The 26,605-nt window shown below is 52.7% G+C and carries 24 protein-coding genes; 16 read left to right on the forward strand and 8 right to left on the reverse strand.

Translation table 11 applies throughout. The annotated features are described in order from the left end of the window. Window positions 1–277: 277 nt before the first annotated feature. Window positions 278–1,678, forward strand: coding sequence for a multidrug transporter subunit MdtD (mdtD, locus tag QLG08_RS09090; RefSeq protein ID WP_013023912.1), 1,401 nt, complete (start codon window positions 278–280; stop codon window positions 1,676–1,678). On the opposite strand, the gene rbsR is transcribed toward mdtD, so the two are convergent. The 7 genes from rbsR to QLG08_RS09125 form a co-directional block, all read right to left on the reverse strand. Next, the gene (rbsR, locus tag QLG08_RS09095) at window positions 1,675–2,658 is read right to left on the reverse strand and encodes a ribose operon transcriptional repressor RbsR (protein ID WP_014604728.1); all 984 of its coding nucleotides are present in this window, start codon (window positions 2,656–2,658) and stop codon (window positions 1,675–1,677) included. The two genes, mdtD and rbsR, sit on opposite strands and share 4 nt — an antisense overlap. A 13-nt stretch (window positions 2,659–2,671) precedes the next feature. Then, a complete protein-coding gene (rbsK, locus tag QLG08_RS09100) occupies window positions 2,672–3,601 on the reverse strand; it encodes a ribokinase (protein WP_014332980.1) in 930 nt (309 codons plus the stop codon). Between the two features lie 61 nt (window positions 3,602–3,662). Then, window positions 3,663–4,538 carry a ribose ABC transporter substrate-binding protein RbsB gene (gene rbsB / locus QLG08_RS09105; protein WP_026020887.1) on the reverse strand — a complete coding sequence of 292 codons (876 nt, stop codon included), beginning with the start codon at window positions 4,536–4,538 and terminating at the stop codon, window positions 3,663–3,665. Window positions 4,539–4,564: 26 nt separating this feature from the next. Next, window positions 4,565–5,536: a ribose ABC transporter permease gene (gene rbsC / locus QLG08_RS09110; RefSeq protein WP_013023916.1), complete on the reverse strand. Its 972-nt coding sequence runs from the start codon at window positions 5,534–5,536 to the stop codon at window positions 4,565–4,567. Beyond that, a complete protein-coding gene (rbsA, locus tag QLG08_RS09115; protein WP_014332979.1) occupies window positions 5,533–7,041 on the reverse strand; it encodes a ribose ABC transporter ATP-binding protein RbsA in 1,509 nt (502 codons plus the stop codon). Before rbsA ends, rbsC begins: the two co-directional genes overlap by 4 nt. Before the next feature lie 7 nt (window positions 7,042–7,048). After that, window positions 7,049–7,468, reverse strand: a complete 420-nt coding sequence (gene rbsD, locus QLG08_RS09120; protein WP_014332978.1) for a D-ribose pyranase — start codon at window positions 7,466–7,468, stop codon at window positions 7,049–7,051. 182 nt (window positions 7,469–7,650) lie between these two features. Next, the gene (locus QLG08_RS09125; protein WP_014332977.1) at window positions 7,651–8,052 is read right to left on the reverse strand and encodes a YgiW/YdeI family stress tolerance OB fold protein; all 402 of its coding nucleotides are present in this window, start codon (window positions 8,050–8,052) and stop codon (window positions 7,651–7,653) included. A gap of 160 nt (window positions 8,053–8,212) precedes the next feature. On the opposite strand from QLG08_RS09125, the gene qseB reads away from it, so the two are divergent. Both qseB and qseC read left to right on the forward strand, forming a co-directional pair. Next, the gene (gene qseB, locus QLG08_RS09130) at window positions 8,213–8,884 is read left to right on the forward strand and encodes a quorum sensing response regulator transcription factor QseB (RefSeq protein ID WP_014332976.1); all 672 of its coding nucleotides are present in this window, start codon (window positions 8,213–8,215) and stop codon (window positions 8,882–8,884) included. Beyond that, window positions 8,872–10,212: a quorum sensing histidine kinase QseC gene (qseC, locus tag QLG08_RS09135; protein ID WP_238492856.1), complete on the forward strand. Its 1,341-nt coding sequence runs from the start codon at window positions 8,872–8,874 to the stop codon at window positions 10,210–10,212. The genes qseB and qseC overlap by 13 nt, the downstream gene beginning before the upstream one ends. Window positions 10,213–10,243: 31 nt before the next feature. On the opposite strand, the gene kup is transcribed toward qseC, so the two are convergent. Further along, window positions 10,244–12,112: a low affinity potassium transporter Kup gene (gene kup, locus QLG08_RS09140; protein WP_014332974.1), complete on the reverse strand. Its 1,869-nt coding sequence runs from the start codon at window positions 12,110–12,112 to the stop codon at window positions 10,244–10,246. Between the two features lie 270 nt (window positions 12,113–12,382). On the opposite strand from kup, the gene ravA reads away from it, so the two are divergent. From ravA to atpA, 13 genes are all read left to right on the forward strand, one after another. After that, entirely contained in the window at window positions 12,383–13,879 is a 1,497-nt protein-coding gene (ravA, locus tag QLG08_RS09145) for an ATPase RavA (RefSeq protein WP_014594928.1), read from the forward strand. After that, a complete protein-coding gene (gene viaA / locus QLG08_RS09150; RefSeq protein WP_014594929.1) occupies window positions 13,876–15,336 on the forward strand; it encodes an ATPase RavA stimulator ViaA in 1,461 nt (486 codons plus the stop codon). The genes ravA and viaA overlap by 4 nt, the downstream gene beginning before the upstream one ends. A 74-nt stretch (window positions 15,337–15,410) precedes the next feature. Next, window positions 15,411–17,549, forward strand: a complete 2,139-nt coding sequence (gene ovoA / locus QLG08_RS09155; protein ID WP_176698722.1) for a 5-histidylcysteine sulfoxide synthase — start codon at window positions 15,411–15,413, stop codon at window positions 17,547–17,549. A 104-nt stretch (window positions 17,550–17,653) separates the two neighbouring features. Next, a complete protein-coding gene (gene asnC, locus QLG08_RS09160; protein WP_013023927.1) occupies window positions 17,654–18,115 on the forward strand; it encodes a transcriptional regulator AsnC in 462 nt (153 codons plus the stop codon). Between the two features lie 155 nt (window positions 18,116–18,270). Further along, entirely contained in the window at window positions 18,271–18,711 is a 441-nt protein-coding gene (gene mioC, locus QLG08_RS09165; protein ID WP_013023928.1) for an FMN-binding protein MioC, read from the forward strand. 432 nt (window positions 18,712–19,143) lie between these two features. Continuing rightward, complete coding sequence (gene mnmG, locus QLG08_RS09170; RefSeq protein WP_014332971.1) at window positions 19,144–21,033, forward strand: tRNA uridine-5-carboxymethylaminomethyl(34) synthesis enzyme MnmG; 1,890 nt, start codon at window positions 19,144–19,146, stop codon at window positions 21,031–21,033. A 47-nt stretch (window positions 21,034–21,080) separates the two neighbouring features. Continuing rightward, complete coding sequence (rsmG, locus tag QLG08_RS09175; protein WP_014332970.1) at window positions 21,081–21,707, forward strand: 16S rRNA (guanine(527)-N(7))-methyltransferase RsmG; 627 nt, start codon at window positions 21,081–21,083, stop codon at window positions 21,705–21,707. Window positions 21,708–22,395: 688 nt separating this feature from the next. After that, window positions 22,396–22,776 carry a F0F1 ATP synthase subunit I gene (gene atpI, locus QLG08_RS09180; protein WP_014332968.1) on the forward strand — a complete coding sequence of 127 codons (381 nt, stop codon included), beginning with the start codon at window positions 22,396–22,398 and terminating at the stop codon, window positions 22,774–22,776. Window positions 22,777–22,784: 8 nt separating this feature from the next. Continuing rightward, window positions 22,785–23,603, forward strand: coding sequence for a F0F1 ATP synthase subunit A (gene atpB / locus QLG08_RS09185; RefSeq protein ID WP_013023932.1), 819 nt, complete (start codon window positions 22,785–22,787; stop codon window positions 23,601–23,603). A gap of 48 nt (window positions 23,604–23,651) precedes the next feature. Next, entirely contained in the window at window positions 23,652–23,891 is a 240-nt protein-coding gene (gene atpE, locus QLG08_RS09190; RefSeq protein ID WP_003849523.1) for a F0F1 ATP synthase subunit C, read from the forward strand. A 103-nt stretch (window positions 23,892–23,994) separates the two neighbouring features. Next, a complete protein-coding gene (gene atpF / locus QLG08_RS09195; protein WP_013023933.1) occupies window positions 23,995–24,465 on the forward strand; it encodes a F0F1 ATP synthase subunit B in 471 nt (156 codons plus the stop codon). Window positions 24,466–24,479: 14 nt separating this feature from the next. Next, a complete protein-coding gene (gene atpH, locus QLG08_RS09200; protein ID WP_006121199.1) occupies window positions 24,480–25,013 on the forward strand; it encodes a F0F1 ATP synthase subunit delta in 534 nt (177 codons plus the stop codon). Window positions 25,014–25,027: 14 nt separating this feature from the next. Next, window positions 25,028–26,569 carry a F0F1 ATP synthase subunit alpha gene (atpA, locus tag QLG08_RS09205; RefSeq protein WP_013023934.1) on the forward strand — a complete coding sequence of 514 codons (1,542 nt, stop codon included), beginning with the start codon at window positions 25,028–25,030 and terminating at the stop codon, window positions 26,567–26,569. The last annotated feature ends 36 nt before the right edge of the window (window positions 26,570–26,605 follow it).

A 26,605-nucleotide genomic window follows, 5' to 3' on the forward strand; every position in this document is an offset into this window, starting at 1 on the left:
AAACTCCTGGGAGCCTCCTGCTGAACACCGCGTTACGTAAGCCGTTGTGCCGTGTCAGTGGAGGCGCATTATAGGGAGTTCTTTCTGAGTGACAAGCATTAATTATAAAAAAATGTCTGAGCGGTTTATTTTTAAACGAACGAGGTAAAAAGCACCACTTCCTGCCTAAACAACGCACGGAAATCACCACGTAGTCTCTGAAAGAGGCGTATTGTGCATTTCTGCCAATGCTACTCTTCTTCATTATCTTTGCTGAAAACATTACGAAGGACGCTCAATGATTAAATCCGCGCGCAGTATGGCCGGTCTGCCATGGATTGCCGCTATGGCATTCTTTATGCAGTCACTGGATGCCACGATATTGAACACAGCCCTGCCCGCGATCGCCACCAGTCTTGACCGTTCCCCGCTTGCCATGCAGTCCGCCGTCATCAGCTACACCTTAACCGTTGCCATGCTTATCCCCGTCAGCGGCTGGCTTGCAGATCGTTACGGCACACGCAAAATCTTCATGATTGCCGTTTCGCTCTTTACCCTTGGCTCGTTAGCCTGCGCCTTGTCGCCTTCTTTATCTGTTCTGGTTACCTCCCGTGTCATTCAGGGCGTTGGTGGTGCCATGATGATGCCGGTAGCGCGCCTGGCACTCTTGCGCGCCTATCCGCGCAGTGAACTCTTACCCATCCTTAACTTTGTGACTATGCCGGGGTTAGTGGGACCGATCCTGGGGCCGCTGTTGGGCGGTGTAATGGTGACGTATGCCACCTGGCACTGGATATTCCTGATTAACATCCCTATTGGCATACTGGGCATATTCTATGCGCGTAAATATATGCCTGACTTTACTACGCCTAAACGCCGCTTCGACTTTCTGGGCTTTTTACTCTTCGGCATCGGGTTGGTGATGATCTCCACCGGGATAGAGCTGTTTGGTGAGCGTATTGTCTCGCCCTGGATTGCGGCCGGGGTATTGTGTGGCGGTGTTGTGTTATTGCTTCTTTATATTGCGCACGCCCGACGTCATCCCTCTCCCCTTATTAATCTGCCGATGTTTAAGACCCGCACCTTCTCGGTAGGTATTATTGGCAACATCGCCTCGCGGCTTGGTACAGGCTGTGTGCCGTTTTTGATGCCGCTGATGCTTCAGGTGGGTTTCGGTTACTCGGCTATTCTGGCGGGATGCATGATGGCACCCACGGCCGTAGGATCTATTCTGGCAAAACAAAGCGTGACGCAACTGCTGCGCTGGTTTGGTTATCGCCGCTTGCTGGTCAGCATTACGGTGATTATCGGGTTCATGATTGCCAGCTTTTCACTGCAGTCACCTTCTGAAAGCATCGCATTGTTATTGATACCGCTCTTTCTGCTGGGTATGGCGATGTCCACCCAGTTTACGGCGATGAATACTATTACGCTGGCTGATTTAGATGACGACAACGCCAGTGGCGGCAATAGCGTGCTAGCCGTGACACAACAACTGGCGATCAGTTTCGGTGTAGCGGTCAGCGCTGCTGTACTGCGTTTTTATCAGGAGTTTGATAGTACGACGGTAGAACAGTTCCATTCCACCTTCCTGACGATGGGCATCGTAACCGTGCTGTCGGCGCTAACATTTATGATGTTGCGCAATGGTGATGGACGTAACCTGATCAGCAATCGCGATAAAAAGAAAAAGGCTTAAACCGAGCCTCGCGGCACCAGCTCCGGCGTCAGTACCAGCGTTTGCTGGCTGACGTCGGGATTGCTCAGGCGGTGAATCAGCGTATCTATCGCCAGTTCGCCCAGTTCATCTTTAGGTTGATGAATAGTACTCAGCGGCGGTGACATATAGCGTGCCAGTTCAATATCGTCATATCCCATCACCGCCATATCCTGTGGAATCTGCAGTCCGGCCTGATGCAATGCGTGATAAACGCCAACCGCCATCGCGTCGTTGCTGGTAAAAACAGCATGCGGCGGCGTTTCCAGCGCCAGCAATTCAAACATTGCGTTGTAGCCGCCTGAAAACTCAAAGTCGCCACTGACAACATATTCTGGCGGAACATGCAGACCGCTTTTCTGCATCGCCTGGTAATAACCTTCCAGTCGCATGCGTGCAGGTGTTTTATCAAGCGGCCCAGAAATACAGGCAATACGCGAGTAGCCACTGTCAATTAGGTGCTGCGTGGCCAGCTCTCCCCCTAACAACGCGTTATCCTGAATAATATCGCCATGGCCTTCAAAAGGTGCCCAGTCCATCATCACCGTTGGGATAGAAGGATAACGATTAAGGATTTCGGCCGAAGGCAGATGACTCTCGGTACACATGATAAGCAAGCCATCAACGCGCTTTTGCAGCAGCGTTTCCAGGCTACGATTCATGCGTGCTTCGTCGCCAGCGGTATTACAAAGAATCAGACTGTATCCCCGCTCATAGCAACTGTCTTCCACCCCGCGCACGACTTCTGCATAAAAAGGGTTGCTACTGGCAGTCAGCAGCATGCCGATGGTATTAGTTTGGTTAAGCTTGAGGCTACGCGCTAATGCCGACGGTGCGTAGTTGAGTTCGCGGATCGCCTGTTCAATTTTTTCACGCACGCCGTCACTGACAAAACGGTTCTTGTTGATGACGTGTGAAACCGTTGAAGTTGAGACACCCGCCAGTCGGGCGACATCTTTCATCGTAGCCAAGCGCTTAACCCTGCTGCTGTAAAAAGTCGTCGATTTCCGCACGCCACGGTACAGAAGGCTGCGCACCTGAACGGGTTACCGCAATTGCCGCGGCGGCATGGGCAAAACGAACGGCATCATGCATGGCCTTACCTTCAAGGCGCGCAGTGATAAACGCACCGTTAAAGGTATCGCCAGCAGCAATGGTGTCGACCGCGTTGACCTCAAAGCCGGCAATACGTTGTCCCTTCCCATTTTCACTGAGCCAGACGCCACGGCGCCCCAGGGTGATCAAAACGGTAGCAATACCTTTTTCATGCAATGCGGCGGCGGCACGTGCTGCATCATCATCATTATTTACCGCAATACCGGTCAGAATTTCAGCTTCAGTTTCATTCGGCGTAATGATGTCGATAAGCGCTAACAAATCATTAGACAGTTTCGTTGCCGGAGCAGGATTTAAAATCACGCGGGTCTGATGCTGTCTGGCCAACGTCGCCGCAGCCAAAACGCTGTCCAGGGGCGATTCCAGCTGCATCAGTAAGGCATCCGCCTGGGCAATGACCTGCTGGTGACGTTCAACATACTGCGGCGTCAATGCCGCGTTGGCACCGGAATAGATGCCAATGTTATTTTCGCCTTCGCCATTCACGAAAATCATCGCCACACCCGTAGATTCACCCTCGACGGCTTCTACTGGATGCGTATCAATATTGTCCTGCGCGAGCTGCTGGCAAATACGTTCGCCAATGTCATCAGCGCCAACACAGGCTATAAAAGCGATATTCGCACCCGCACGACCCGCGGCAACCGCCTGATTCGCGCCTTTACCGCCAAACGCAATCTGGTATTTCTGCCCGATCACCGTTTCGCCAGGGCGGGGAAAATGAGCCAGATTAAGGATGTGGTCAGCATTAATGCTACCGAGAACGGCCAGTTTTGCGTTTTTGCTCATTGGAGGAGTCCGAAATAAGTGCGCCACCGACGGGTGGCGCAATGCCCTGCTTTTCTTTGATTTATTTGGTAACCAGTTTCAGATCGACCGGATTGACCGCCTGCACTTTTTCACCTTTCAGCACTTTATCAGCAGTCTGAACGCCGATCATGCCAATTTTCTCTGGCATCTGAGCCACGGTTGCGGCCAGCTTTCCACCTTCAACGGCTTTCACGCCATCAGGTGTGCCATCGAAACCGACGACCATCACATCGGTTTTGCCTGCAGTTTGCAGTGCACGCAGCGCGCCCAGTGCCATTTCGTCATTCTGTGCAAACACCGCCTGAACATCCGGGTGCGCCTGCAGCAGGTTCTGCATAACGTTCAAACCCTTGGTACGATCAAAGTCTGCCGGCTGGCTGGCCAGGATCTGGAATTTATGTGCGTCAGCAGCCTGTTTAAAACCTTCGCCACGTTCACGCGCAGCAGAGGTCCCTGCGATGCCTTCTAACTCGATCACTTTCGCGTTATCACCCAGTTTACGTGCGATGTAGTCACCCGCCATCTTGCCGCCAAAGCGGTTATCAGATGCAACGTGACTGACTACCGTACCCTGTGCAGCTACGCGGTCCAGGGTGATCACCGGGATCTTCGCCTGGTTAGCCATTTTGATGGCGTTGCCGACAGCGTCAGAATCGGTCGGGTTAATCAACAGCACTTTCGTCCCGCGCACGGTTAAGTCCTGAACGTTAGCCAGTTCTTTTGCCGGGTTGTTCTGTGAATCCAGCACGACCAGGTTGTAGCCCAGTTTATCGGCTTCTTTCTGTGCGCCGTCTTTCAGTGAAACGAAGAACGGGTTGTTCAGCGTAGAGATAACTAAGGCAATGGTATCTTTAGCCATTGCGCTGGCGCTGAGCGTTGCACCAAGGATCACAGCTAATGCAGTTAACTTTTTCATCATTTTATCCTGTATTAAGGTCTGAGTTATTTGCTGCTTTTATTGTCCACCAGCACCGCCAGCAGAATGACTACCGCTTTTACGATCATCTGGTAATACGACGATACACCCATCAGATTTAAACCATTGTTCAAAAAGCCAAGGATTAATGCGCCAATTAAGGTGCCAACAATCCGGCCCTTACCTCCGGCCAGGCTGGTACCGCCTAATACGACGGCGGCAATCGCATCCAGTTCATAGCCTGTTCCGGCTGTCGGCTGCGCGGACGAAAGACGGGCGACTTCGATAGAACCCGCCAGCGCCGCCAGCATGCCAGACAGCGAATAAACAATGACTTTGACCCGATTGACGTTGATACCGGAGAGACGTGTTGCGGCTTCATTCCCCCCCAGTGCATAGATGTAGCGGCCCAACCGCGTGTGGTGCAGCATGTACCAGGCCGCCACGAACACCAGCACCATCAGCCATACGGGTGTAGGAATCCCCAACGGACGACCAATACCAAACCAGCCGAACAGATCGGCATTGTCATTAAAGCCGGTATTCACAGGGCTGCCGTTGGTATAAACCATGGTGACACCGCGCAGTAACAGCATCATCACCAGCGTGGCGATAAAAGCCTGCACCTTACCGCGCGCGACAATGGTACCGGTCACCGCGCCAATGGCTGCGCCCAGCGCCAGCGAGGCCGCAACCGCAACAAAGGCATTCACCTCCATTCCCACCAGCGATGCCGCCACCGCACCGGTGAGCGCCAGTAGCGATCCCACAGAGAGATCGATACCTGACGTCAGAATAACCAGCGTCATGCCCACCGCCATAATGGCGTTGACCGATGTCTGCTGCAAAATGTTGAACAGGTTTGCCACGGTAAAGAAATTAGGGCTCTGGCTGGCGACCACGGCAATCAACACAATCAGCGCAATCAGCGACTTTTGCTCAAGCAGCCAGGCTTTGCTGAACCAGCGACGGTTAGACGGAACGGTTTGGGTGGTCATACAACTAAATCCTCACTGTGTTGCTTACCAACGGCTGCGGCCATCAGGCTTTCCTGGGTAGCGTCTTCACGGGTAAATTCGCCGCTTAAACGGCCTTCATGCATCACGACAATACGGTCACTCATGCCCAGAACTTCTGGCATTTCCGACGACACCAAAATAATGCTCAGCCCTTCTGCCTTAAACTGGTTAATGAGCTGATAGATCTCTTTTTTTGCCCCCACGTCAACACCGCGCGTCGGTTCATCGAGAATCAACACGTTGGGGCGCGTCATTAATCCGCGGGCAATCGCGACTTTCTGTTGATTACCGCCGGATAGCAGGCCAATCGGCTGCTCCATTGACGGGGTTTTAACGTTAAACAGACGGATAAAATCGCTGACGGCGAGCTGCTCTTCAGCGTGCCTGAGCCTGCCGCCCAGGTGACTGAAGTAGCGCAGTGCGGTCAAAGACATGTTCTCTTTGACTGACATGCCCAGCACCAGGCCATCGCGCTTACGGTCCTCCGATATATACACGATGCCATTGCCAAGGCCATCCTGCGGTGAGCGGGTCACCACTTCACGTCCACTCAGCCAGATCTGCCCGGCGCTGCGGGGCGCAGCACCGTAGAGGATTTTCATCAGTTCGGTGCGCCCAGCGCCCATCAGGCCAGACACGCCAAGAATTTCACCTTTGCGCAGGGTAAACGAGACGTTATCGACGCCAGGCCCGCTGAGGTTTTCGACTTTAAGGCGCACGTCGCCAGGCGCCTCGTCCAGATGGGGATATTGATCTTCCAGCTTACGGCCCACCATCATCTCAATGAGGCTTTCTTCGCTCAGATCGCTGACGGCACGCTCAGCAATAAACTGACCATCACGGAACACCGTGACATCATCGCAAATCTCAAAAATCTCTTTCATGCGATGGGAGATATAGACGATGCCGCATCCCTGTGCTTTGAGCTCGTTGATAACGCGGAATAACGACAGGGTTTCGGTATCGGTCAGCGCGTCGGTCGGCTCATCCATAATGATGACTTTCGACTCAAAGCTCAGCACTTTAGCGATCTCGACCATTTGCTGATCGCCGATGGATAAATCGCCCACCAGTTTGTGGCTGTTAAAACGTAAATTCAGGCGCTTTAGCAGCGCGTCAGCTTCGGCATACATCCGTTTCCAGTTGATGCAGCCCAGGCCATTAACGAATTCGCGGCCAAGAAAAATGTTTTCCGCGACGGTTAACTGGGGGATCAGGTTAAGTTCCTGATGGATAATACCAATGCCCGCTTCCTGAGAAGCCTTGGGTCCGCTAAACGTCGTTTCTTCACCCAGCCACAACAGTGAACCGGCATCACGACTGTAAATGCCGGTAAGCACTTTCATCATGGTCGATTTGCCCGCGCCGTTTTCCCCCACCAGCGCCATAACGCGTCCCGGCCAGACTGACAACGATGCGCCATTCAGTGCTTTGACGCCCGGAAATGATTTTTCGATGCCTTTAAGCTGCAGTAACGGTTGCATAATGGCCTCAGAAGGTCACACCTGCGCTCAGGATGACATTCGCAAACGGAGAACACTCTCCGCTGCGAATGACCGCCTGACTACGCTGTGTTTGTTGTTTGAACTGTTCGTGACTGATGTAGTGGATACTAATGGTATTTCCCTGGTGCTGTTGCAATGCGTCGAGCACGGCGATCAGTTCGCTGTGGAGCTGCGGATTATGCTGCTTAATTTCTTCCGCGATAAAGGCGCTTTCCACCTGCATATCATGCGTTACCGCTTCAACCACCTGCATAAATCCTGGCGTACCCGGTATCAGTGCCAGATCGATACGCTGCGTTTCTGCCGGAATCGGCAACCCCGCATCGGCGATCGTCAATGTATCCGTATGGCCCAGGCGGGCGATGACGTAAGAGAGTTCAGCGTTTAACAGGCGACCTTTTTTCATTTTTCCACTCCAGAGCGAAACGTTTCGCTTTCAGGAGTGTATAAAATGAAGGTTACAATTCAACCACTGAATAAGAAATTTGTGATCGCTATCGAAACGTTTCGCTGTTGCAGACCAGAATTTGAGTTAGGGGGCAGTCAGAAGGGAAAAATGGACCGCCTGAGCGGTCCATTGGGGCTGAATCAGGGCAACTTTTTGACCTGTTTGACGTCCAGCTCGATGCTGTTGAAATCTTTGTCCAGTTCCCCGGTCAGTTCAACACGGTCTTTGGGTGAAACAGTCAGCCCATTCCAGCGCTTATGATCGATTTCTACTTTCATCGTGCCGGTCTGATCACGGAACACGTAGTCTTCGTCACCAATCTGCTTTTCAAGCTGGCCACGAACGGTAATCCAGCTGTCATCTTTCATCTCTTCAGCCTGTTTCACCGTTACAACACTGCTTTGATCGGCTTTGAAACCGCCCTGCTGCTGATGTGCGGCCGGCGCTGGCGCATTTGGATCAACAAATCCGCCTTGTTGTGCAGCAAAGACCGGCGCGGAAGCCAGCATGGTTACGGCTAATAGTGCAGCATACTTTTTCATTTTGTCACCTCTTGTCCATGAAGCAGTTAGGGTAGTGACTGTAGTAAAACATAGAGTTCTTAACAGGATCTTAAGGCAAAAATAAACGCAGTTTTTAGCCAAACTCACTGTACAACCCCCATTCGCCTTCGTATAAATCGCTTACTAAAAGGGAGAAGCGATGCGAATTTTACTGATTGAAGACGACCGCCTGATTGGAGACGGCATTAAAGCGGGACTCAGTAAGCTGGGATTCAGCGTTGACTGGTTTGTCTCTGGCGAGGCCGGTTTTCAGGCATTAACGGCGGCGCCGTGGGATGCGGTCGTACTCGATTTATCACTGCCTGAGCGTGACGGGCTGGACATATTGCGTCAATGGCGTCAGCAGGGGCACGACGTCCCGGTTCTTATCCTTACCGCCCGCGATGCGCTTGATCAACGCGTTGAAGGATTACAGATGGGGGCTGACGATTACCTGTGCAAACCCTTTGCCCTTACAGAAGTTGCCGCACGCTTACAGGCACTGATTCGCCGCCGCCACGGGCAACTCCAGCCCGAACTGCGTCATGGCGATGTAGTGTTGATTCCCGGTAATCTCAGCGTGGAAAGAAACGGCGAAAATATCGCGTTAAAAAGCCGTGAGCTGGCCCTGCTTGAGCTGTTTATGCGAAATCCGGATCGGGTACTGACGCGAAGCCAGCTCGAAGAAAAGCTCTATACCTGGGATACCGAAGTGTCGAGCAATGCGGTAGAAGTGCATATCCATCATCTGCGTAAAAAACTCGGTAACCGCTTTATCCGCACCATCCACGGCGTGGGCTATACGCTGGGGGAAAGCGAATGCGATCGATGAGTTTGTTTTTACGCCTTGGCATTGGCCTGGTGCTGATACTGGCCATTTGTTGGGGAGCGGCCACGCTCAGCGCCTGGTATAAAACACGTGACACCGTTAACGAGCTGTTTGATACGCAACAGATGCTGCTTGCTAAGCGCCTGCTGACCCTGGACTTCACGACGCTGAACGGCACGTCGCTGCCAAAAACGAAAAAGTTGCTGGATCACAATCGTGGCGAACAGGACGATGACGCGCTGGCTTTCGCGGTATTTGACCGGGAGGGAAAACAGGTCCTCAACGACGGTGATAATGGCAAAGATCTGCCCTTTAATGCGGATCATCAAGGTTTCCAGAATGGCCAGCTTAACGGGGATGACGATCTCTGGCGCTTTGTCTGGCTGACTACGCCCGATCAACGTTACCGCGTCGTGGTAGGTCAGGAATGGGAATACCGTGACGATATGGCAAAAGATCTGGTCGATGCCAGCATGTTGCCCTGGCTGATCTCATTACCTTTTATGCTGCTGATGTTAACGGGCCTGGTGTGGTATGAACTTCGTCCGCTGAAGAAACTCAGCCACCAGCTTGCCGGGCGGGCACCTGACGATGATGCGCCCTTGCAGGCCGATCGCGTTCCCAAAGAGGTACGACCGTTAATTGACGCCCTGAACGGCCTGTTCAGCCGTATTCATACCATGATGCAGCGGGAACGCCGTTTTACGTCGGATGCCGCACACGAATTACGCAGCCCGCTCGCCGCACTGCGAGTGCAAAGCGAGGTCATTCAACTGGCCGCCGATGACGAGGCGATGCGCACTCACGCGCTGCAACAGCTGGATGCGGGTATTACCCGCGCCACTCGTCTGGTTGATCAGCTGCTTACCCTTTCCCGCATTGAAGCCGAGGATGTTCGCAATACGTTCCAGCCCGTCATGTTAAAAAAGGTGGCACAGGACACGCTGGCTTCACAGCTGCCACTGGCAGATAAGGCTGACATTACGTTGCGCCTTAACGCTGAAGCCGATCCGGTTATTTCGGGACACGCGTTGCTGCTGTCACTGCTGATCAGAAATCTGTTGGATAACGCTATCCGCTATACACCGCCGGGCAGCCGCGTTGACATCGTGATCAGCCCGAATACGTTGCGGGTGGAGGATAACGGAAACAGTCTATCGGCAGCCGAGTTGCAGCGTTTAGGCGAACGTTTCTGGCGTCCGCCGGGGCAGGAGAAAAGCGGCAGTGGGCTGGGTTTATCGATCGTACGCAATATTGCCCAGTTGCACGGTATGTCGCTGCACTTCAGTCAACATCCCGGCGGCGGATTGTGCGTCACGCTGCACTGGTGAAACGCTGTGCCTGACAGGCAGGCACAGCCGTTTAAATCTCGACCTGCGTTCCCAGCTCGATAACCCGATTCGGCGGGATCTCAAACTGATCGGGCGCACGCAGCGCATTGCGTTGTAACGTCATAAACAGCTTGCCGCGCAGACGCAAATACCAGGGGCGTTTTCCAATGATCAGCGACTCATGGGACATAAAGAAAGAGGTCTCCATCATGCGGCAGTTAAGTCCTTCCAGGCCACAGCGGTGGAAAATCTCTTCAACGTTCGGCGTTTCACGCCAGCCGTAACTGGCTACCACGCGCCAGAAGGTGGGCGACAACTGCTCAATGGTGACGCGCCTGACGTTGTGTACGTATGGCGCATCTTCGGTACGCAGCGTTAACAGCACGACGCGCTCATGCAGCACCTTGTTGTGCTTAAGGTTATGCAACATGGCAAAAGGAATCACGTTCAGCGCGCGAGACATGTAAACCGCAGTGCCGGGTACGCGAACAGGCGGTGACTTTTCCAGAGAAGCAATCATTGCTTCCAGGGAATTGCCGTGCTCATGCATGCGGCGCAGCAACCGAAAGCGTTCACTCTTCCAGGTTGTCATCACAATAAACATCATCAGCGCCAGCGTCAGGGGCAGCCAGCCGCCGGAGAAAATTTTAATCAGGTTGGCCGAGAACAGCGACACATCAATGCACAGCATCGCCACTAAAATCAGCCCCACCAGATAACGATTCCAGTGCCAGTTCAGTATCGCCACGGTCGCACACAGAATGGATGTCAGCACCATGGTGCCCGTGACCGCAATCCCGTAAGCCGCAGCCAGATTACTCGAATGCTCAAAGCCGATGATGACAATCACGACAGAGAAATAAAGCAGCCAGTTAATCACGGGGATGTAGATCTGCCCCGACTCTTTTTCCGATGTATGGACGATGCGCATTGGCGGCAAATAACCCAGACGTACCGCCTGTCGGGTTAATGAGAAGACCCCGGAAATCACCGCCTGTGAAGCAATAACGGTGGCTAAGGTCGCCAGAATCAGCATGGGGATCAGCGCCCAGTCGGGGGCCAACAGGAAGAACGGGTTTTTAATCGCTTCCGGCTGCTTCAGTAACAGCGCGCCCTGACCAAAGTAGTTGAGCACCAGCGAAGGCAGCACCACCACAAACCATGCCAGCCGGATAGGGAATTTACCAAAGTGCCCCATGTCCGCATACAGCGCTTCGACGCCTGTAATTGCGAGCACCACCGCGCCGAGCGCAAAGAAGGAGACAGACTTGTATTCGACAAAAAAGTGCAGCGCCCAGTAAGGATTGAGCGCCTGCAATACTTCGGGATTATTGAGAATGCTGCGCGCACCCAACACGGCCAGGACAATAAACCACAACAGCATGACGGGCGCGAAGAGTTTACCCACGATGCCGGTCCCGTGTTTTTGAATGACAAACAACAGTGTCAGGACGGCGATGGCCATGGGCACGATGTAGCTATCGAGACTTGGCGCCGCAATTTCCAGACCTTCAATCGCCGACAGGACAGAAACCGCCGGGGTGATCACCACCTCGCCGTAGAAAAAACTGCCGCCAATCAGCCCCATAATCACCAGAATTGCGGTGGCTCGCCCGCCCGTATGTCGCCCCGCCAGGGACATCAGCGTCAAGATGCCGCCTTCTCCGGCATTGTCTGCGCGCATGACGTAGCTGATATATTTCAGCGATACCACCAGCACCAGCAGCCAGAAAATCAGCGAAAGAAAGCCAAAGACCGCATCCCGCTCCACGCCAAAGCCAAACTGCCCCGAAAGACATTCGCGTAAGGTATAAAGCGGGCTGGTGCCGATATCCCCGTAGACGACACCAATGGCAGCCAGCGTTAATCCGCCTAGTGAGTGCTTATTATCCGAGCTCATAAAATTATCTTTTGTTGGAGTCTGAGAGGCGCACAAGCCATCAAAAAGCGCACAGTATGCACGTATTCACAAAAATTCCTACACCGCCGTCCGGGTAACCGATGGTCATTCACTGTTTTTTGGTGCTGCATTAACATTTAAAGTCGCGCTGTCGAACCTTCTGAAACAAAAAAGCTGACATCGATTAACGCTTTCGCGCATCATACCCTATAGAGTATTGCGTTCGCTAAAACGCGGCGGCTCGACGATCGTAAGGACATTGATGTGATTATGGCTCAACCCCATCTTTTGGCAGAAAGAATTTCTCGTCTCAGCAATGCGTTAGAAAAAGGTTTGTATGAGCGACATCATGCCATTCGCCTTTGCCTGCTCGCCGCACTCAGCGGCGAAAGCGTATTTTTGCTGGGTCCGCCAGGCATAGCAAAAAGCCTGATTGCCCGTCGCCTGAAATGCGCCTTCCAGCATGCCCGCGCTTTCGAATATCTGATGACCCGCTTTTCTACCCCGGAAGAAGTCTTTGGTCCGCTGTCTATCCAGGCTTTAAAAGATGAAGGACGCTATCAGCGGCTGACCAAAGGCTATCTCCCCGATGCCGAAATCGTTTTTCTGGATGAGATCTGGAAAGCCGGCCCGGCAATCCTTAACACGCTGCTTACCGCCATCAACGAACGCCGTTTCCGAAATGGCGATAGCGAAGAAAAAATTCCGATGCGCCTGCTGGTCACGGCCTCCAATGAGTTGCCGGAAGCCGATAGCGGGCTCGAAGCCCTGTATGACCGCATGTTAATTCGCCTGTGGCTGGATAACGTGCATGAAAAGCAGAACTTCCGCAGCATGCTGACCCATCATCAGGATGAAAATGACAACCCGGTCGCCGAATCGCTGCGCATCAGCGACGAAGAGTATGTGCGATGGCAGCAAGGCATCAGCCAGGTCACCCTGCCCGATAACGTGTTTGAACTGATCTATCAGTTACGCCAGCAGCTGGAAAAGCTACCCGAGGCGCCTTACATCTCCGATCGCCGCTGGAAAAAGGCCATACATCTGTTGCAGGCCAGCGCCTTTTACAGTGGGCGAAACACCATTGCGCCACTGGATCTGATCTTATTAAAAGACTGTTTGTGGCATGACGTCGCATCCATGCAGCTTCTGGATCGTGAAATCGATCAGCTCATGACTCAACATGCCTGGCAACAGCAGGCGATGTTGCTCAGGTTGCAGCAACTGAAAGCCCGACGTATGGCCCTGCAACAGCAGCAAAGCGTGGCTGCCGCCATTACGCTTGAGAAGCACAGCGGCATGTTCAGCCGTAAACCGCATTACGACATGCCCGAAAGCCTTACCGACGCGCAGTTAACGCTGATGCTGCAAAAGCCGCTCACGCTGCATGATATGCAGGTCACGCATCTGGTTATTGAGCGTGAAGCACTGAACCACTGGTTACAGAAAGGCGGCGATATTCGCGGCAAATTAAACGGTATTGGATTTGCTCAAACGGTGGATATGCTGGTGGATGCGCAGCATTGCCTGGCGGTTCGCGATGTCAGCTTACAAACGGCAAGACTGACACTGCCCGGCAGCAGCAGCAGTGAGGCGTTGCCGGAAGAAATCAGTGAAGCGCTGGATGAACTCGACAACCAGCTGCGTCAACAACGCCACCTGTTCAGTCAGCAACAGCGTTGCCTGTTTATCAGTGATGACTGGCTGGCTCGCGTCGAAACCAGCCTGCAGGACGTTGCGGAACAACTTAAACAGGCGCGTAAATGATCTCACTGGAGACGCTGAGTACCCTGCTGTCAATCGGCGAGACCGAGCTGATTGAAGAGTTAATTCTGGTACTCCTCGCGTCTCCACAGCTGGCCCTGTTCTTTGAAAAATTTCCCGGCATGAAAAAGGCGCTGTTACGGGATGTTCCTCGCTGGAAGGCAGAAATTGATGCCGAACTCAAAGCCACGCCGGTCCCGGAAGCACTGGCGGAAGAGTTTCAGTTATTCCAGCGTATTCAGTTACTCAGCGATCGTGAATTCAGCCAGCAGCTTGATGAAACCCTTTCTCACCTTGAACGCCTGGCATCCCCCTTCCAGGAAGAAGCAAAACGACTGCTTCTTCATAACGATCCCGGCCATCTCAGCACTGCCCAGCATACGCTGTTCCTGCAACGCTGGCGGCTCAGCCTTACGCTGCAAACGTTAACGCTTAATGAGCAACTTCTTGAGCAGCAGCGCGAACGTCTGATGGCGGAGTTACAGCAACGTATGGCCCTGAGCGGGCAACTGGCACCTGTGCTGGCAGACGATGACGAAGCGGCAGCCGGACGGTTATGGGATATGGGCAAAGCGCCGCTTCAGCATGGCGATTACCAGTTGATGCTGCAATACGGCGAGTTCCTTGCACAGCAGCCCGAATTAATGAAGCTGGCCCAGCAACTGGGGCGGAGTCGTGAGGCAAAATCGGTTCCCTCCCAAGATGCGCCGATGGAAGCCTTTCATCATCTGGTGCGCGAACCGGATGCCGTACCGGAAGAAGTCAGCGGTATTCATCAAAGTGATGACGTATTACGCTTGCTGCCACCTGAACTGGCAGCATTGAGCGTCAGCGAGCTTGAACTTGAGTTTTACCGCAGGCTGGTAGAGAAGCGACTGCTTACTTACAAACTTCAGGGCGATGCCTGGCATGAAAAAATCACTCAACGTCCCGTCAGCCACCAGCAGCATGAAGAACAGCCTCGTGGCCCGTTTATCGTTTGTGTCGATACCTCAGGGTCAATGGGAGGGTTCAATGAACGTTGTGCAAAAGCCTTTTGTCTGGCCCTTCTCAAAGTGGCACTGGCCGATCGCCGTCGCTGTTACATCATGTTATTCGCTCATGACGTAATTGGTTACGAATTAACGGGCGATGACGGGCTGGAGCAGGCCATCCGTTTTCTCAGCCAACGTTTTCGTGGCGGAACCGACCTCGCAGCCTGTCTTTCCGCGGTGGTCAAACGGATGGAAGGCCCGTTGTGGCAGGATGCCGATGCCGTCATCGTGTCAGACTTTATTGCGCAGCGCCTGCCGGAAGAGGTGGTACGCAGCGTTAAACATCGCCAGCAGCAACAGCAGCAGCGCTTCCACGCCGTCGCCATGTCCACGCACGGTAAACCCGGCATAATGCGCATCTTCGATCATATCTGGCGTTTCGATACCGGCTTAAAAAGCCGCATATTACGTCACTGGCGGCGCTAAGCGAGACAGCAGAAATTCCATTTTGCTTTATAGTAAATATCTGCAATTACTTATTCAGCAATCAGGAGTGTCCTGTGAACACCGTTCAACCCCATCGCGATTTACCTGCGCCAACCCGGACGCTGATGCTCTCTGGCCAAAATGTCGAACAAAAACGTGCCGAGCTGCTGGCTTACTTTAGTCAGACATGGGCGCTGTACGAAGATCTCTTTACCTGCCTCAACGATCAGCGCGCATGGTTTACGAAAGCGATTCCCCTGCGCCATCCGCTGATCTTCTACTTTGGCCACACCGCCACGTTCTACATTAACAAGTTAATGGCTGGACGTTATATCGATGACCGCATTGACGATCGCATTGAAGCCATGCTGGCTATTGGCGTGGACGAAATGAGCTGGGATGATCTCAACGACAACCACTACGACTGGCCTTCTGTAGAAGCCGTTCGCGACTATCGCGGTAGCGTAAAAGCCTTAGTGACACAATTTATTCAGGAGATGCCGCTTGAACTGCCCATCACATGGGACAGCCCGGCTTGGGTGATCCTGATGGGGATTGAGCATGAACGAATTCACCTGGAAACCTCCAGCGTGCTGCTCCGTCAGCTGCCGGTCGAATGGGTGAAACCTCAACCGCAGTGGCCAGCCTGCGCGGAAGCGCGCCGCGATCGTCAGTTGGTGCCCACCAACGCACTGGTCTCCCTGCCCGGTGGCCACATCACGCTTGGTAAAACCGATGATACCTATGGCTGGGACAACGAGTACGGTACTCAGCAGGTTGAGCTAAAGCCTTTCAAGGCCAGCAAAATGCTGGTCAGTAACGCAGAGTTTTATGAATTTGTGCAGGCTGGTGGCTATCAGGAATCCCGCTGGTGGGATGAAGAAGGCCTGGGCTGGCGCCAGTTTGCACAGGCAGAAATGCCCACCTTCTGGGTGGGTAACGCTGCGATGCCCGATCAGCTGAAACTCCGACTGATGTGTGAAGAAGTACCCATGCCGTGGGACTGGCCAGCTGAGGTCAATCAGTTGGAGGCCGCGGCCTTCTGTCGCTGGAAAGCGGAAGAAACCGGTAAGTCAGTCCAGCTACCCTGTGAGGCGGAATGGTATCAACTGCGCGAACAGGTCGAAGGCGATCAGCCAGACTGGCAGCAGGCGCCAGGCAATATTAATCTGGCTTACTGGGCCTCTTCCTGCCCGGTCGATCGGTTCCCGCAGGGGGAGTTCTACGACATCGTGGGCAACGTCTGGCAATGGACAACCACCCCAACCAATGGCTTTGAAGGCTTTAAAGTCCATCCGCTCTATGACGATTTCTCAACGCCCACTTTTGACGGTAAGCACTCACTTATAAAAGGTGGAAGCTGGATTTCCACCGGCAATGAGGCGATCAAATCATCGCGTTATGCCTTCCGCCGTCACTTTTTCCAGCATGCGGGTTTTCGCTATGTGATTTCTTCCCACCAGGAAACCATGGCCTTAAACCCCTATGAAACCGACAGCATGGTTTCTCAGTACCTCGATTTCCAGTATGGGCCTCGCTATTTCGGCGTCGATAACTATGCAGAAGCCCTGGTCAAACTGGCGCTGTCGCACAGCCAGAATCGGGGAGAGGCGCTGGATATTGGCTGCGCCACGGGCCGGGCAAGCTTCGAACTGGCCCGCCACTTTGAGCATGTCACCGGCATGGATTATTCGGCCCGTTTTATTGATGTGGCGCTCCAGCTCACCACTGGCGAAGATTTCCGCTACGTGGTGCCTGAAGAAGGCGATCTGGTGGAATACCGTCAGGTACGACTTAAGGACTTTGCTATCACCAGTGAGCAGGCGAAGCGCATTCAGTTTGTTCAGGGCGATGCCTGTAACATGAAACCTCAGCCAGCACGTTACGATCTGGTCCTGGCCTCGAACCTGATCGATCGCCTGCGTCAGCCGGCACGTTTTCTTCAGGACGTCACGCCCATGTTGCGTTCTGGTGGGATCTTAGTGCTGTCGTCACCTTACACGTGGCTTGAAGCCTTTACCCCGAAGGAAAACTGGCTGGGCGGCGTACGTGAAAATGGAGAAGCCCTGACCACCCTGCAGGCACTGCAACGGTTGCTGGCCGCCGACTTTGAGCAAATAGGTTCACCACAGGATATGCCATTCGTCATCCGTGAAACGGCGCGTAAATTCCAGCATACGCTCGCGCAGGTCACTCTGTGGCGTAAACGTTAAGGCAACCGGCAGCGGCTTATGCCGCTGCCGGTGTGTTGCCAGTTACGTTATTTTGCTGCACATTCTCCTCAGTTCATTGAAGAAAAACGATAACGAGGACGATCATGCCCGAACATCTGCAACTGGATAACCTTGACCGGGGGATCCTGAATGCACTACTGGAAAATGCACGCACCGCGTATGCCGAACTGGCAAAACAGTTCAACGTCAGCCCGGGTACCATTCATGTCCGTGTCGAAAAAATGAAGCAGGCAGGCATTATTCTGGGAACGCGGGTTGAGATCGATCCCCGCCAGCTGGGCTTTGATGTCTGTTGTTTTATCGGCATTATTCTCAAAAGCGCCCGTGATTACCCGGCGGCGCTGAGTAAACTGGACGCGCTGGATGAAGTCGTTGAAGCCTGGTATACCACCGGGCATTACAGTATTTTTATTAAAGTCATGTGTCGATCTATCGATGCTCTCCAGCAGGTATTAATTAACAAGATCCAGACAATTGATGAAATCCAGTCAACAGAAACCCTGATCTCCCTGCAGAACCCCATCATGCGAACCATCAAGCCCTGATCTTTCCACCCGCTTGTGCACAATTTTATCCTTTAACGATCGGCCGCCTGACAACGGCTGTATCGCCCTTGTCAAAACTAATAACCTTGTTTTCCACAGGTGGATCACCGCTTGATCACAGCGTACAATGCTCACCTTGATCTCAGGAGAGCACGATGGCCGACATTACGTTAATCAGTGGCAGCACCTTAGGCAGCGCCGAATACGTTGCTGAACATCTCGAAGAAAAACTGCAGGAAGCGGGCTTCTCAACGCAGATGCTACATGGTCCTGAGCTTCATGATGTGCCCCTGCAGGGGATCTGGCTGGTCGTGAGTTCTACCCACGGAGCCGGAGAGTTGCCTGATAATCTGCAACCTTTTTATGACGCCATTGAGGAAAGCCGTCCCGATCTGTCAGCCGTGCGTTTTGGCGCAGTCGGCATCGGCAACCATGAATACGATCTGTTTTGTGGTGCGATACGCAATCTTGACGCTCTGTTAATTACCTGTGGCGCACAGCGCATCGGCGAAAGGCTGGAAATTGATATTCTGCAACATGAGATCCCCGAAGATCCGGCTGAAGAGTGGGTGATGACCTGGAAAGACGCGATCTGAGCCGGTCAGGGATCGGGAAATCACGACGATCCCCAGCAGAAGATACTGTTTTTCCCCGGATCTGGTCTTTTATTTTGTGGATAACTACCCTGTTTAGTTGCGTATAACCGGTAGTTATCCAAAGAACAACTGGAGTTTACTTTATGAGCTGTGGATAAAGTCCTCTTTTGATCCCAGCTTATACGGATCAGGATCACCGATCATTAACAGGTAACGATCCTCGCTACGCACTTGTTTATCCTGTGCTTTTCGCAGATATCCACAAGAGATGGCGATCCTAATAAGAGATCTAACAGAAAGATCATACAAAGAATTAAGATCTTTTCTTTTAATACCTGTCGATCCCGCTGCTTTCACCTCAGCCATAATTTCAGTAGAATCCACGGCCCAGAGAGAACGATCTCTGACTATTCATCAACGAGGTACCACTTCATGTTTTATCAAGATCCTTTTGACGTCATCGTTATTGGTGGTGGTCATGCGGGCACGGAAGCTGCCATGGCAGCAGCCCGAATGGGTCAGCAAACCCTGTTACTGACCCATAACATCGATACGCTGGGACAAATGTCCTGCAACCCGGCCATCGGTGGCATCGGTAAGGGACATTTGGTAAAGGAAGTGGATGCCTTAGGCGGTTTGATGGCCGGTGCAATCGATCGGGCGGGTATTCAGTTTAGGATACTAAACGCAAGTAAAGGCCCTGCCGTAAGGGCGACCCGTGCTCAGGCGGACCGCGTACTCTATCGTCAGGCGGTACGTACTGCGCTGGAGAACCAGCCAAACCTGATGATCTTCCAGCAGGCCGTTGACGATCTTATCGTCGAGAACGATCGCGTTGTCGGTGCGGTAACCCAAATGGGCCTGAAATTCCGTGCCAAAACGGTCGTGCTTACCGTGGGTACCTTCCTCGACGGAAAAATTCATATCGGGCTGGATAACTACAGCGGAGGTCGTGCAGGCGATCCGCCGTCGATCCCTCTGGCAAAACGCCTGCGTGCTTTGCCACTGCGCGTTGACCGCCTGAAAACCGGTACACCGCCACGCATTGATGCACGCAGCATCGATTTTAGCGTACTTGCCCCGCAGCATGGCGATAACCCGATGCCGGTGTTCTCTTTCATGGGCAATGCCGGACAGCACCCACAGCAGGTGCCGTGCTGGATGACCTATACCAATGAAAAAACACATGATGTGATCCGTAATAACCTCGATCGTAGCCCCATGTATGCCGGGATCATCGAAGGGATCGGGCCACGTTATTGTCCGTCGATCGAAGACAAAGTCATGCGCTTCGCCGATCGCAACTCGCATCAGATCTTCCTTGAGCCTGAAGGACTGACCAGCAATGAGATCTACCCCAACGGTATCTCAACCAGCCTGCCATTCGACGTACAGATGCAGATCGTTCGTTCAATGCAGGGCATGGAAAATGCGAAGATCGTGCGCCCGGGTTATGCCATTGAGTATGACTTCTTTGATCCACGTGATTTAAAACTCACGCTGGAAAGCAAATTTATCGACGGCCTGTTTTTTGCCGGTCAGATTAACGGCACCACAGGCTACGAAGAAGCGGCAGCACAGGGATTGCTGGCGGGGCTTAACGCCGCGCGTCAGTCTGCTGACAAAGAGGGCTGGGCACCGCGTCGCGATCAGGCTTACCTCGGGGTACTGGTCGACGATCTTTGCACTCTCGGCACTAAAGAACCTTACCGCATGTTTACCTCACGTGCCGAATATCGCCTGATGCTGCGTGAAGACAATGCAGATTTACGTTTAACGGAAACCGGGCGTGAACTCGGCCTGGTGGATGATGCGCGCTGGGCGCGCTTCAACCAGAAGCTTGAAGCGATCGAGCAGGAACGCCAGCGACTGCGCGATATCTGGGTGCACCCTAAGTCCGAACATGTTGAGGCGGTGAATACCATCACCAGCTCTCCATTGACGAAGGAAGCCAGTGCTGAAGATCTGTTACGCCGCCCTGAAATGACCTATCTGAAGCTGATGGCACTTGATGCTTTTGGCCCGGCTTTGGCGGATGAACAGGCTGCTGAACAGGTTGAGATCCAGGTAAAATACGAAGGCTATATTGCGCGTCAGCAGGAAGAGATCGATCGTCAGTTGCGTAATGAGAATACGCTGCTGCCAGCCACGCTTGATTATCGTCAGGTCAGTGGCCTTTCTAATGAAGTTATCGCCAAGCTTAACGATCATAAACCGGTTTCAATCGGCCAGGCATCACGCATCTCAGGCGTCACGCCTGCGGCCATCTCAATTTTACTGATTTACCTGAAAAAACAAGGTCTGCTGCGCAAAAGCGCCTGATCTGAACCGGGGCGGGATTTTCCGCCCCCGCTGACTGGACTGATGCTGTGATCAACAAACTCACTTCGCTGCTGCAAGCGGCCAAAATTTCCCTTTCCGATCAACAAAAACAGCAACTGGTGGCCTATGTAGGGCTACTGGATAAATGGAATAAAGCTTATAACCTGACTTCGGTGCGCGATCCTCAGCAGATGCTGGTTCGCCATATCCTCGACAGCATCGTGGTGGCGCCACATCTTCAGGGTTCACGTTTTATTGATGTCGGCACCGGGCCCGGTTTACCTGGCATTCCGCTGGCCATTGTGATGCCGGAGGCACATTTCACTTTGCTGGACAGCTTGGGTAAACGCGTACGTTTTTTACGGCAGGTGCAGCATGAACTGGGACTCACAAATATCGAGCCGGTCCAGAGCAGGGTCGAAGCCTTTCCTTCCGAACCGCCATTTGATGGGGTGATCAGCCGCGCCTTTGCGTCGCTGGAGGATATGGTGAGCTGGTGTCATCACTTACCCGCGGAAAATGGCCGTTTTTATGCGCTTAAAGGCGTGCGGCCGGATGAGGAAATCGCCAGCCTGCCTGCGGGCTATGCGCTGGACAAGGTGATTTCACTTCAGGTTCCCCAACTGGAAGGCGAACGTCATCTGGTTATCGTTGCCAGGAACAGTACGCCATAGCGCATTCAGGCACCGTAAAGCGTATCAACGCGCGGTGCCATGTAACCAAAGATGCGATGGTCTTTGGGTCATCTACTCTGCTTTTCCGGCTCACGTTGTTAAATCCTGACGCGGAAATTATCTGAAAAACTTTTTCACATTTAACTTTTATTTCACAAAGTTTTATCAAAATAATCACGAGTTTTTGGCGTTTTATCGGTGCGCACCGCGATTAATCATATTTAAGGCCACCCGCCTTTCGGCAAGAGTAATAGGCTTTTTACGATTCTGAAGGAGACTTCGATGTCAATAGACTATTTTCATCGGGAACAAAAAAACGTTACGGTATATTGCTTTTTAACTGATTGATAATAATGGTTTTTATTCCTTATTTTGCGTTCGGATAATTGGGTCTTAATAAAACATAACGCGGTGCGAATGCTTATTATGTGATCTAAAGCACGCTTTAAAACTGAGTTGCTGCGGAACTTTTTACGGCTTTATCCGAAACGGGCTGCTCAGTATCTTTTGAAAAATAGTCATTCGGAAAGAAATTTAGATAATTGTTCACCTTTTCGTTACTTAACGATTGAAATCACAGGTACGGCCCGTATAATTTGCACGGCTTTTGCTACTTGACTCAAATGCACAAAGGCAGTCTTATACGACACGCGACATACCCCTAAAGGGGCAGGAGAGTATCAGCGTCATGTCAGTGTCTCTTTACAGTGTGAAATACGCCCGAACGGTGCTGGTGATTCAGCTAGTGACCATCGTCATCGTCGGTGCACTCTTTGCCCTGAAAGATGTCACCTGGGGCGGCTCTGCTCTTGCTGGCGGAATGGCAGCCTGGCTGCCAAACGTGTTGTTCTTGTTTATAGCCTGGCGCCTGCAAGGGCAAACTCCGGCTTCGGGGCGCGTCGCGTGGAGCTTCGCTTTGGGGGAAATAGCCAAAGTGTTCGCGACCATTATTTTGCTCATTGTGGCGTTGGGTGTATTCGATGCGGTCTTCTGGCCGGTCGGGATCACCTGGTTATCGGTGCTGGTCGTTCAGATGTTGGCACCGGCGGTAATTAACAACAAAGGGTAAGAGGCATCATGGCTGCAGGAGAAATCTCTACTCCGCAAGAGTACATTGGTCACCACCTGACTCATCTTCAGTTGGACCTGCGTACCTTCGAGTTAGTGAATGCTCACGACGCTCCCGCGACGTTCTGGGTATTAAATATCGATTCCATGTTTTTCTCTCTGGTGCTGGGAGTTATCTTCCTGGTGTTGTTCCGTAGCGTGGCGAAAAGCGTCACCAGCGGTGTGCCAGGGAAAATGCAGGCGGCTATCGAACTGGTTGTCGGTTTCGTTGATAGCAACGTGCGCGACATGTATCACGGTAAGAGCAAACTTATCGCCCCGCTGGCTCTGACGATTTTTGTCTGGGTCTTCTTGATGAACTTCATGGATCTGCTGCCAATCGATTTGCTGCCCTATATTGGTGAGCACTGGTTGGGGTTACCGGCGCTGCGCGTGGTACCTTCTGCAGACGTGAACATCACGCTATCCATGGCGTTGGGCGTATTTATTTTGATTCTGTTCTACAGCATCAAAATGAAAGGCATTGGCGGCTTCACGAAAGAGCTGACGCTGCAGCCTTTTAATCACCCGATCTTTATCCCCATCAACCTTATTCTGGAAGGTGTTAGCCTGCTGTCCAAACCGGTTTCACTCGGTCTGCGACTGTTCGGTAACATGTATGCGGGTGAACTGATCTTTATCCTTATTGCCGGTCTGTTGCCGTGGTGGTCACAGTGGATTCTGAATGTGCCTTGGGCCATTTTCCACATCCTGATCATTTCGCTACAGGCTTTCATCTTCATGGTCCTCACGATTGTCTATCTGTCGATGGCATCTGAAGAACATTGATTTTTTTCTCAACAATACGCGTTTAACTGAAACAAACTGGAGACTGTCATGGAAAACCTGAATATGGATCTGCTGTACATGGCTGCCGCTGTGATGATGGGCCTGGCGGCAATCGGTGCTGCGATCGGTATCGGCATCCTCGGAGGAAAATTCCTGGAAGGCGCTGCTCGTCAGCCTGACCTGATTCCTCTGCTGCGTACGCAGTTCTTTGTTGTAATGGGTCTGGTGGATGCAATCCCAATGATCGCTGTTGGTCTGGGCCTCTACGTGATGTTTGCTGTCGCCTAAAGCCCCTGTGTTCACTCCGTACCTGGTGCGAGAGTGAACGGATTCTGCCGTTTATCGTTGATAGCGGCAGAAAAGTTAAATACTTAATTAGAGGCATTGTGCTGTGAACATTAATGCAACAATCCTCGGCCAGGCCATCGCGTTCATCCTGTTTGTCGCGTTCTGCATGAAGTACGTATGGCCACCGATTATGGCTGCCATCGAAAAGCGCCAGAAAGAAATTGCTGAAGGCCTTGCTTCTGCTGAACGCGCGAAGAAAGATTTGGATCTCGCGCAGGCTAATGCGACCGACCAGCTGAAAAAAGCGAAAGAGGAAGCTCAGGTCATTATCGAGCAGGCGAACAAGCGTCGCACGCAGATTCTGGACGAAGCCAAGACTGAAGCTGATAACGAACGTACTCGCATTGTTGCACAAGCGCAGGCTGAAATTGACGCCGAACGCAAGCGTGCACGTGAAGAACTGCGTAAGCAAGTCGCGTTGCTGGCAATGGCTGGCGCCGAGAAGATCATCGAACGTTCCGTGGATGAAGCTGCTAACAGCGACATCGTTGATAAACTGGTCGCTGAACTGTAAGGAGGGAGGGGCTGATGTCTGATCTGATTACTGTAGCTCGCCCCTACGCCAAAGCAGCTTTTGACTTTGCTGTTGAGCATCAAAGTATTGAACGCTGGCAAAAGATGCTGGCGTTTGCCGCAGAAGTGGCTGCCAATGAACAGATGGCCGACCTGCTTTCAGGTGCATTAGCACCCGAAGCGCTGGCTGCCTCGTTTAATGCAGTCTGTGGTGATCAACTGGATGAACCCGCACAGAACCTGATTAAGGTGATGGCGGAAAACGGACGTTTGACAGCGCTTCCGGCTGTACTGGCGCAATTCATTCAACTGCGAGACGCTTATGAAGCGACTGCCGAAGTGGATGTTATTTCTGCCAGCACGCTGAGTGACGACCAGCTGACTAAAATCAGCGCCGCGATGGAAAAACGTCTGTCACGCAAAGTTAAGCTGAATTGCAAAATTGATAAGTCTGTGATGGCAGGCGTGATCATCCGTTCGGGTGATCTGGTTATTGATGGCAGCGTACGCGGCCGTCTTGACCGTCTGGCTGACGTCTTGCAGTCTTAAGGGGACTGGAGCATATGCAACTGAATTCCACCGAAATCAGCGAACTGATCAAGCAGCGCATTGCTCAGTTCAATGTCGTGAGTGAAGCTCACAACGAAGGTACTATTGTTTCTGTAAGTGACGGTATCATCCGCGTACACGGCCTGGCCGATGTTATGCAGGGTGAGATGATTTCCCTGCCGGGAAACCGTTACGCTATCGCCCTGAACCTCGAGCGTGACTCTGTAGGTGCGGTGGTGATGGGTCCGTATGCTGACCTGGCCGAAGGCATGAAGGTCAAGTGTACTGGCCGTATTCTTGAAGTACCGGTTGGCCGTGGCCTGCTGGGCCGCGTGGTGAACACCCTGGGTGCACCTATCGACGGTAAAGGCGCGATCGACAACGACGGCTTCTCGCCAGTCGAAGTGATTGCACCAGGTGTTATCGACCGTCAGTCCGTAGACCAGCCTGTTCAGACCGGTTACAAATCTGTCGATGCGATGATTCCAATCGGCCGTGGCCAGCGTGAGCTGATCATCGGTGACCGTCAGACCGGTAAAACCGCAATGGCTATCGACGCCATCATCAACCAGCGCGATTCAGGCATCAAGTGTGTCTACGTTGCGATTGGTCAGAAAGCGTCAACCATTTCTAACGTGGTACGTAAACTGGAAGAGCACGGCGCGCTGGCTAACACCATCGTTGTTGTTGCCTCTGCGTCTGAGTCTGCTGCACTGCAGTATCTGGCTCCGTATGCAGGTTGCGCCATGGGCGAATACTTCCGTGACCGCGGTGAAGATGCGCTGATCGTTTACGATGACCTGTCTAAGCAGGCTGTTGCTTACCGTCAGATTTCTCTGCTGCTGCGCCGTCCACCAGGCCGTGAAGCATTCCCAGGCGACGTGTTCTATCTCCACTCTCGTCTGCTGGAGCGTGCATCACGCGTGAGCGCTGACTACGTTGAGCGCTTCACCAATGGTGAAGTGAAAGGCCAGACCGGTTCTTTGACCGCGCTGCCAATCATCGAAACTCAGGCGGGTGACGTTTCTGCGTTCGTTCCGACCAACGTAATCTCGATTACTGATGGTCAGATCTTCCTGGAATCTAACCTGTTCAACTCCGGTATCCGTCCTGCTGTTAACCCGGGTATCTCTGTATCCCGTGTGGGTGGTGCTGCTCAGACTAAGATCATCAAGAAACTGTCCGGTGGTATTCGTACCGCGCTGGCGCAGTATCGTGAACTGGCGGCCTTCTCCCAGTTTGCATCTGATCTGGACGATGCAACCCGTAAACAGCTGAGCCACGGTCAGAAAGTGACCGAGCTGCTGAAGCAGAAACAGTATGCGCCGATGTCGGTTGCGCAGCAGGGTCTGGTGCTTTTCGCAGCGGAACGCGGCTATCTGAACGACGTTGAGCTGGCAAAAATTGGTAGCTTTGAAGCTGCTCTGCTGGCGTTCGCAGATCGCGATCACGCCGAGCTGATGGCTGAAATCAACCAGTCTGGTAACTTCAATAACGATATCGAAGAGAAGCTGAAAGGCCTCCTCGAAACGTTTAAAGCAACCCAGTCCTGGTAATGTCTGGCGGCTTGTCTGAAAGGGCAAGCCGCAAGG

The sequence above is a fragment of the Pantoea sp. V106_11 genome, from assembly GCF_029967885.1.
Taxonomy (GTDB): domain Bacteria; phylum Pseudomonadota; class Gammaproteobacteria; order Enterobacterales; family Enterobacteriaceae; genus Pantoea; species Pantoea ananatis.

What these genes read in the sequence shown, in the direction of transcription:
- rbsC (WP_013023916.1), bottom strand. Translation starts at nt 5,536, where the DNA reads ATGACCACCCAAACCGTTCCGTCTAACCGTCGCTGGTTCAGCAAAGCC.
- atpB (WP_013023932.1), top strand. Translation starts at nt 22,785, where the DNA reads ATGGCTGCAGGAGAAATCTCTACTCCGCAAGAGTACATTGGTCACCAC.
- viaA (WP_014594929.1), top strand. Translation starts at nt 13,876, where the DNA reads ATGATCTCACTGGAGACGCTGAGTACCCTGCTGTCAATCGGCGAGACC.
- qseB (WP_014332976.1), top strand. Translation starts at nt 8,213, where the DNA reads ATGCGAATTTTACTGATTGAAGACGACCGCCTGATTGGAGACGGCATT.
- mnmG (WP_014332971.1), top strand. Translation starts at nt 19,144, where the DNA reads ATGTTTTATCAAGATCCTTTTGACGTCATCGTTATTGGTGGTGGTCAT.
- kup (WP_014332974.1), bottom strand. Translation starts at nt 12,112, where the DNA reads ATGAGCTCGGATAATAAGCACTCACTAGGCGGATTAACGCTGGCTGCC.
- qseC (WP_238492856.1), top strand. Translation starts at nt 8,872, where the DNA reads ATGCGATCGATGAGTTTGTTTTTACGCCTTGGCATTGGCCTGGTGCTG.
- rbsA (WP_014332979.1), bottom strand. Translation starts at nt 7,041, where the DNA reads ATGCAACCGTTACTGCAGCTTAAAGGCATCGAAAAATCATTTCCGGGC.
- rbsR (WP_014604728.1), bottom strand. Translation starts at nt 2,658, where the DNA reads ATGAAAGATGTCGCCCGACTGGCGGGTGTCTCAACTTCAACGGTTTCA.
- atpE (WP_003849523.1), top strand. Translation starts at nt 23,652, where the DNA reads ATGGAAAACCTGAATATGGATCTGCTGTACATGGCTGCCGCTGTGATG.
- mdtD (WP_013023912.1), top strand. Translation starts at nt 278, where the DNA reads ATGATTAAATCCGCGCGCAGTATGGCCGGTCTGCCATGGATTGCCGCT.
- atpI (WP_014332968.1), top strand. Translation starts at nt 22,396, where the DNA reads ATGTCAGTGTCTCTTTACAGTGTGAAATACGCCCGAACGGTGCTGGTG.
- asnC (WP_013023927.1), top strand. Translation starts at nt 17,654, where the DNA reads ATGCCCGAACATCTGCAACTGGATAACCTTGACCGGGGGATCCTGAAT.
- atpH (WP_006121199.1), top strand. Translation starts at nt 24,480, where the DNA reads ATGTCTGATCTGATTACTGTAGCTCGCCCCTACGCCAAAGCAGCTTTT.
- mioC (WP_013023928.1), top strand. Translation starts at nt 18,271, where the DNA reads ATGGCCGACATTACGTTAATCAGTGGCAGCACCTTAGGCAGCGCCGAA.
- rbsD (WP_014332978.1), bottom strand. Translation starts at nt 7,468, where the DNA reads ATGAAAAAAGGTCGCCTGTTAAACGCTGAACTCTCTTACGTCATCGCC.
- rbsK (WP_014332980.1), bottom strand. Translation starts at nt 3,601, where the DNA reads ATGAGCAAAAACGCAAAACTGGCCGTTCTCGGTAGCATTAATGCTGAC.
- QLG08_RS09125 (WP_014332977.1), bottom strand. Translation starts at nt 8,052, where the DNA reads ATGAAAAAGTATGCTGCACTATTAGCCGTAACCATGCTGGCTTCCGCG.
- rbsB (WP_026020887.1), bottom strand. Translation starts at nt 4,538, where the DNA reads ATGAAAAAGTTAACTGCATTAGCTGTGATCCTTGGTGCAACGCTCAGC.
- ravA (WP_014594928.1), top strand. Translation starts at nt 12,383, where the DNA reads ATGGCTCAACCCCATCTTTTGGCAGAAAGAATTTCTCGTCTCAGCAAT.
- atpA (WP_013023934.1), top strand. Translation starts at nt 25,028, where the DNA reads ATGCAACTGAATTCCACCGAAATCAGCGAACTGATCAAGCAGCGCATT.